General features: G+C 60.0%; 6 protein-coding genes. 4 read left to right on the top strand and 2 right to left on the bottom strand.

What is annotated here, in order from left to right:
• From AC1DH9_RS17820 to AC1DH9_RS17830, 3 genes are all read left to right on the top strand, one after another.
• Positions 1 to 980 (top strand): GGDEF domain-containing protein (locus tag AC1DH9_RS17820; protein ID WP_477808514.1); only part of this gene is annotated, 980 nt, incomplete at its 5' end.
• Entirely contained in the window at positions 973 to 1,908 is a 936-nt protein-coding gene (locus tag AC1DH9_RS17825) for an iron-sulfur-binding ferredoxin reductase (protein WP_427536165.1), read from the top strand. The genes AC1DH9_RS17820 and AC1DH9_RS17825, both read left to right, overlap by 8 nt.
• Before the next feature lie 28 nt (positions 1,909 to 1,936).
• A complete protein-coding gene (locus AC1DH9_RS17830; RefSeq protein ID WP_427536163.1) occupies positions 1,937 to 2,686 on the top strand; it encodes an enoyl-CoA hydratase in 750 nt (249 codons plus the stop codon).
• 240 nt (positions 2,687 to 2,926) lie between these two features.
• Here the strand turns inward: AC1DH9_RS17830 and AC1DH9_RS17835 are convergent, their stop codons facing one another.
• Both AC1DH9_RS17835 and pyk read right to left on the bottom strand, forming a co-directional pair.
• Complete coding sequence (locus tag AC1DH9_RS17835) at positions 2,927 to 4,243, bottom strand: hypothetical protein (protein ID WP_427536161.1); 1,317 nt, start codon at positions 4,241 to 4,243, stop codon at positions 2,927 to 2,929.
• A 489-nt stretch (positions 4,244 to 4,732) separates the two neighbouring features.
• Positions 4,733 to 6,184, bottom strand: a complete 1,452-nt coding sequence (pyk, locus tag AC1DH9_RS17840; RefSeq protein WP_427536159.1) for a pyruvate kinase — start codon at positions 6,182 to 6,184, stop codon at positions 4,733 to 4,735.
• Positions 6,185 to 6,359: 175 nt separating this feature from the next.
• Here pyk and AC1DH9_RS17845 point away from each other — a divergent pair, with 175 nt between their 5' ends.
• The gene (locus AC1DH9_RS17845; RefSeq protein WP_427531747.1) at positions 6,360 to 6,734 is read left to right on the top strand and encodes a tetratricopeptide repeat protein; all 375 of its coding nucleotides are present in this window, start codon (positions 6,360 to 6,362) and stop codon (positions 6,732 to 6,734) included.
• Positions 6,735 to 6,989: the final 255 nt, after the last annotated feature.

Here is a 6,989-nt window from a genome sequence, read left to right on the forward strand (position 1 = left end):
GTGCGGTGATCGGCACGCTGCTGGTGATACTCAGCCAGTCGGTGCTGTTCGCGGTGTTTTCCTCCGGGCGCAATCTGCGCTTTGCCGACCCGAGCCTGACCGAAGTTCAAGTGCTGCTGGGGCTGGGCTGGCAGACCTGGCTGATCGCTCATCTGGACTCGGCTCGCGGCGCCTTCCTGGTGTTCTACCTGCTGATTCTGTTATTCGGCCTGTTCCATCTGCCGCGCCGGGCGTTCATCCGATGTGCGGCCTTGGTCTTTTTCAGCTTCGCGGGCCTTAACCTCTGGGAAGGCTATCACCTTGAACTGGTCGACCCGGTGCTGGCGGCGCTGCAAGTCTGCGTGTTGTTTATCGTGCTGGTCTGGCTGACGCTGTATGCCAGCTACGTTCAGACCTCGCGCCAACGCATGCGCAAGCGGCGGTTTGCCTTGCAAGCGCATCAAGACACCTTGCGCGGGATGATGCGCCAACTCGAAGACCTTGCGACCACCGACGAACTCACCGGGCTGTTCAACCGCCGGCATTTTCTACGCCTGGCCTCGCGCGAACTGCGCAGCATGGAAGAGGGCGTGGTGCATGGCCTGGCACTGATTGACCTCGACTATTTCAAACGTATCAATGACAGGTATGGCCATGCGGCCGGCGATCAGGTGTTGCAGGCGTTCGCCGGTGTCGCCACCGCCTGCCTGCGTGAAGACGATGTACTGGCGCGTTATGGCGGTGAGGAGTTTGTGTTGTTGCTACCCGATTGTGATCCCGAGCGCCTGACCTCTTGCTGCGAGCGGCTGCGCATTGCCTTTACCGAGGTCGAACTGGTCGGTCTGCAGGTGCAGGACCTGAGCCTGTCCGCCGGCATGACCTTGCTTGAGTCGGGCGACGATCTGGATGGCGCCTTGCAGCGTGCCGATCAGGCGCTGTATCGCGCCAAGCGTGACGGTCGCAATCGCTGCGCCGCCGCCTGGGAAAACGCCGATGCCTGATCTAAGGGTGGGCGAACTTCAGTGGTCGGTGGCTGCGGGCAGCAACCTGCTCGACGCGCTGAACCAGAACGGCATGCACGTGCCTTACAGCTGCCGCGCCGGCAGTTGCCACGCGTGTCTGGTGCAGTGCCTCAAAGGCGAGGTGAGCGACCGCCGTCCCGATGCGCTGAGTGCCGAGCAACGTGAGCGAGGTTGGCGGCTGGCCTGTCAGTGCGAGGTCGTCGATGACCTGCAGGTGGCGGTGTTCGATCCGCTGCGCGACGGCTTGCCGGCCACCGTTGAGGCTGCCGATTGGTTAAGCCCCAGCGTGTTGCGCCTGCGCTTGCAGCCCGAGCGTCCGTTGCGTTATCAGGCCGGGCAGCATCTGGTGCTGTGGGCCGGCAACGTGGCACGGCCGTATTCGCTGGCCAGCCTGCCGCAGGAAGATCGCTTTCTGGAGTTTCACCTCGACTGCCGCTTGCCGGGCGCATTCAGCGATGCGGCACGCTTGCTGAAAATCGGTGACCCGATTCGCCTGGGCGAGTTGCGCGGCGGTGCGCTGCATTACGACCCCGACTGGCAAACCCAACCGCTGTGGCTGCTGGCGGCCGGCACCGGATTGGCGCCGTTGTTCGGTGTCTTGCGTGAGGCGTTGCGCCAGGATCATCAAGGTCCCATCCGGGTGATTCACCTGGCCCATGATGCCAGCGAGCATTACCTGGCCAAACCCTTGGCGGCGCTGGCGGCACAGCGTCCCAACCTTAGCGTCGAGCTGTTGACGGCGGCTGAGCTGACCGTGGCTTTGGCGCAATTGCGCCTTGTTTCCCGGCAAACCCTGGCTTTACTCTGCGGGCACCCCGACAGCGTCGACGCCTTTGCCCGACGCCTGTACCTGGCAGGGCTGCCGCGCAATCAACTGCTGGCCGATGTTTTCGTGCCGCGGGGTTGAACGCGAAATCACTTTCACGAGACTCACCATGACGAACGCCATCCTGCTGGAACGTGAGCGCGGGCTGCTGACCTTGCGCCTCAACCGCCCGGACAAGAAAAACGCCCTGACCCGCGCGATGTACAGCCAGTTGGCGGACGCCTTGCTACAGGCCGACGCCGACCCCGAGATCAACGCCATACTGATCACCGGCACCCGTGAATGCTTTACCGCGGGCAACGACATTGCTGATTTCCTTGAAGAACCGCCGAGCGACCTCGCCAGCCCGGTGTTCCAGTTCATGCGCAACCTGCTGGAATGCCGCAAACCGGTGATCGCGGGCGTGGCTGGCGCTGCGGTGGGCATTGGCACCACCTTGCTGCTGCATTGCGACCTGGTGTACATCAGCGCGGATGCGAAGTTGCGCATGCCGTTCGTCAACCTCGGGCTGTGCCCGGAGTTCGGTTCCAGCCTGATCCTGCCGCGCTTGCTCGGGCAGGCCAAAGCCGCCGAACTGTTGCTGCTGGGCGAAGGTTTCAATGGTGAACAAGCCGCCGCCTGGGGCATCGCGACCCAAGCGTTGCCCACAGGTGAGGCTGCACTGGCCAAGGCGCGCGAGATGGCATTGCGCTTCGAAACACTGGCGCCCGAAGCGGTGCGCATCAGCAAACAGCTGATGAAAGCCCCGGACCGCGAGCAACTGCGCAAAGTGATCGAGGAGGAGGGCAACCTGTTTGTCCAGCGGTTGCGCTCGCCGGAAGCGATTGCGGCGTTGTCGGGGTTTATCAACAGATCCTGAATCGTTGTTGGCTGGGCCGAAGCTATCGCGAGCAGGCTCGCTCCCACAGAGTTAAGGGTTGAATACAACATCTGTGAACACCACAGATCAACTGTGGGAGCGAGCCTGCTCGCGATAGCGGTAGCGCAGGCACCGCAACTGCCAGATTGGAAACCAAAAAGCCCCGCCATTCACATGACGGGGCTTTTGCGTTTCAACGGTCGGTGACTCAGACCCTCTTGTCGCCAACGTGCAGGATCTTCATGCCGTTGGTGCCGGCGAGGCTGCGGGGTTCAGGAAGCGGGCAAGTAGCGCAGCAGGGCTGAGACCGTTTGCCCAATCGCCCACGATCAGCACATTCCCGTCAGCTTGTAAGGTCATGCGGTGTGCGACGGTGTATTGGTTCTCGAATTGGGTGGCGTTCCAGCCTTTCCCTTCGTGGCCAAAGCCCTCATCCAGCATGCCGTTTAGGTGATAGCGAACTACCAAAAATGAAGGGCTACCGTTTTCCTGTGCCAATCTCCCGGACGCGATGATTTTCCCGGCAAACAGTCCAACATCCCAAAAACCGACATGTTTTTCGAGGGATTGAAACAGTACCTTACCGTCATTGAATGTTGGTACAAGTTCACCTTGGTCGTTGACGCAAGCCAGCACGCCCTGTGACGGAGACGACGCCGAACCGGCTGCAAGAACAGCGCCTTCGGAATACTGGACAAGCTTTCTGAGCGCGAGACTGGGGTTCTCGAACAGTTTGAAACCTTTGTCGGCGAAGGCTTGGTCGAAAGAACCATCCTCATTCACACGAGCCACCATGCCATGACCTGCCAATGTTCCGCACACCGTGATTTTTCCGTTATGCACCAAAATGTCCTCGATGGTGCTATTGCCCCAGTGTTGATTGGTAACGGCGACATAACCGGTGTTGTTGAAGGTGGTGTCAAACGAGCCGTCACTGTTGAGGCGGATCAGTAGCGCGACCTGGGCAATCCAGATCGGCATGTACATTCGCATGACCACATAGATTTTCCCATCCGCCACCGTGCAAGGCCCCGAGGCGTCCATGCTGGTGGTCGCCTGCGGTGTAAAATCCAGTCCAAGGTCTTTGGCAAGGATTTCAGGCAGTTTGACCGTCAGCTGACCGTCCACGCAAAACGCCCTATCCAAACGCCCGTCGAGATGAAGGCGAGCGAGCACAACGTCACCCTTTTTCGTATCGATACCGGACAGCAGGATTCTGGGTTCACCCCCGACGGTGGGAAAAAGGATCTGGCGCAGATGGGTGTCTTGCGTGGGGCCAAAACGCACGACTACAAATCCATCCTTGCCGAATGCCCTATTTAAAGTTCCATCTTTATGCAGGCAGGCGACACCTAGCTGATGGAAGATGTCAAAGCCGTCGACGTTGGCGTCGACGCCGCCGCCAACGTAGATATTGCCCTCATATTCGGCAATACATTCGCCTGAAGTATCTCGTGCACCGGGAAAACGCAGAATGACTTTACCGTCTTTGTTTTCACCAAATTCCGGGTCTAGACCATCGGCGGCTCGAGCGGTCAACTCTGTGTACTGGCTCATCGTTCTAATCCTTTAATCGGAGAGGGTTATCCGTAGAAAACTTCCAATGACGAGCTGCAACAGCCAAGCGCGAGTAGCCTTGATGACAGCGATAGCAGCAGTGGACGGAAACGATTAAAGGGGCTGAACGCAAGGGCGTCTACTGTCAAACCTGACAGGTGGGGTGTTGGATCGTCAGCGGTTGTGCACTGTGATCGAGGAGGAGGGCARCCTGTWTGTCCAGCGGYTGCGYTCGCCGGAAGCGATTGCGGTGTTGTCGGGGGTTATCAACAGGTCCTGAATCTTTGTTGACTGGGCTGACGCTATCGCGAGCAGGCTCGCTCCCACAGGGGATTTGTGGTGGACACAAAATGTGCAGTCGACAGCGATCAAATGTGGGAGCGAGCCTGCTCGCGATAGCGGTAGTGCAGGCACCGCAACTGCCAGATTGGAAAACAAAAAGCCCCGCCATTCACATGGCAGGGCTTTTGCGTTTCAACGGTCGGTGACTCAGACCATCTTGTCGCCAACGTGCAGGATCTTCATGCCGTTGGTGCCACCGATGGTGTGGTAGCTGTCGCCCTTGGTCAGGATGACCCAGTCGCCTTTCTCGACCACACCGAGTTTGAGCAACTCGTCGATCGCAGCCTGGCTGACTTGTTCAGGCGGCAGCGATGCCGGGTCGAACGGTACGGTGTAGACGCCACGGAACAGGGCCGCGCGGGCCTGGGTTTCGCGGTGCGGGGAGAACGCGTAGATCGGCACCGACGAACGAATGCGCGACATGATCAACGGCGTGTAGCCACTTTCGGTTAAGGCGATGATCGCCTTCACGCCCGGGAAGTGGTTGGCCGTGTACATGGCGGCCAGGGCGATGCTCTGGTCACAGCTTTCGAAGACTTTACCGATACGGTGGCTGGAGGTTTTGCTGGTCGGGTGCTTTTCAGCGCCGATGCAAATCCGCGCCATGGCCTGGACCGCTTCGAGCGGGTATTGGCCGGCGGCGCTTTCTGCCGAGAGCATCACGGCGTCGGTGTAGTCGAGCACGGCGTTGGCCACGTCGGACACTTCAGCGCGGGTCGGCATCGGGTTCAGGATCATCGACTCCATCATCTGGGTCGCGACGATCACCGCTTTGTTGTGACGGCGTGCGTGCAGGATGATCTTCTTCTGAATCCCCACCAGCTCGGCGTCGCCGATTTCCACGCCGAGGTCACCACGGGCGACCATCACGGCGTCCGAGGCCTTGATCAGGCCGTCGAGGGTTTCGTCATCGGCCACGGCTTCGGCACGCTCGATCTTCGCCACCAGCCAGGCAGTACCGCCGGCTTCGTCGCGCAGTTGGCGGGCGTATTCCATGTCGGCGGCATCGCGCGGGAAAGACACGGCGAGGTAGTCGACTTCCATTTCGGCAGCGAGCTTGATGTCGGCCTTGTCTTTTTCAGTCAGGGCCGGGGCCGTCAGGCCACCACCGCGACGGTTGATGCCTTTGTGGTCCGACAACGGGCCGCCGATGGTCACGGTGCAATGCAGTTCGGTAGCGGTGGCGGTATCGACGCGCATCACCACGCGACCGTCGTCGAGCAGCAACTCGTCGCCCACGCCGCAATCCTTGACCAGGTCCGGGTAGTCGATGCCGACCACTTGCTGGTTGCCTTCGGTCAGCGGATGGCTGGTGGAGAAGGTGAATTGATCACCGATCTTCAGCTCGATGCGCTTGTTGGCGAACTTGGCGATACGAATTTTCGGGCCTTGCAGGTCACCCAGCAGGGCGACAAAGCGGCCGTGCTTGGCGGCGAGGTCGCGCACCAGCTTGGCGCGAGCCTTGTGCTCGTCGGGGGTGCCGTGGGAGAAGTTCAAGCGGGCGACGTCCAGGCCAGCCAGAATCAGCTGTTCGAGAACTTCCGGCGAGTTACTGGCCGGGCCAAGGGTAGCGACGATTTTGGTACGACGGACGGACATGCAAAGACTCCTGAGTTCAAGCGCTGAGTGAGGCTACTATGGTCCGATGCTGTAGTCATTGTTMGTTTGCACTACTTTTTGTGAAGCGCTTTGTTATTCGTTTGTTTCTTTAAACGAACAATCCTGAAGATTTTCACCAACGGGTCGATACAGAGCACAAGACAGGAGAACCCCCATGCGATTCGTGCTCATTGCCGCCCTTGCCCTCAGTGCCACGGGTTGCACCCGTTGGTCGATGGACCATCATTTGAACAACGCCTACCGCGCTTATGACCGAGGCAATTGCGAGGACGCGATGCTCGAATTGTCCCAGGTCGATCGCAATAGCCGGGCGCGGCGTTATGTACAGCCGGAAGTGTCGATGCTGCGCGGTCAGTGCCTGGAACGTCAGAAGCTCTATGTCGATGCGGCCCAGACTTATCAGTTCATCATCGCCCAGTACCCGGACAACGAGTACGCGTACCGTGCCCGCGCGCGCCTGGAAACCTTGCAGTCGCTGGGTTGGTATCCGCCGCGCAGCAGCGCCAAAGCCATTCCCGCGCCTTTGTAATGCGGCTTTTAATTTGAAGCAAACATTGAAGTACGCTGCAGGACACCTTCGTAGCAGCTGTCGAGCCCGCGAGGCGGCGTCCGGCTGCGAAGCAGTCGTAAAATCAGGCGGCGCGTTTGTTCTGGAAAACCGCGTACGCTGGGTTGGCGAGGACTGCGTCCGACCGCGGCCCGCCTCGAACGCAGCCCCGCAGGCTCGGCAGCTGCTACAGGGGGTAGAGCAGAAAAATGTGTCGATACCCGGACATTTAAAGGC

Source organism: Pseudomonas sp. 05T35, assembly GCF_056396605.1.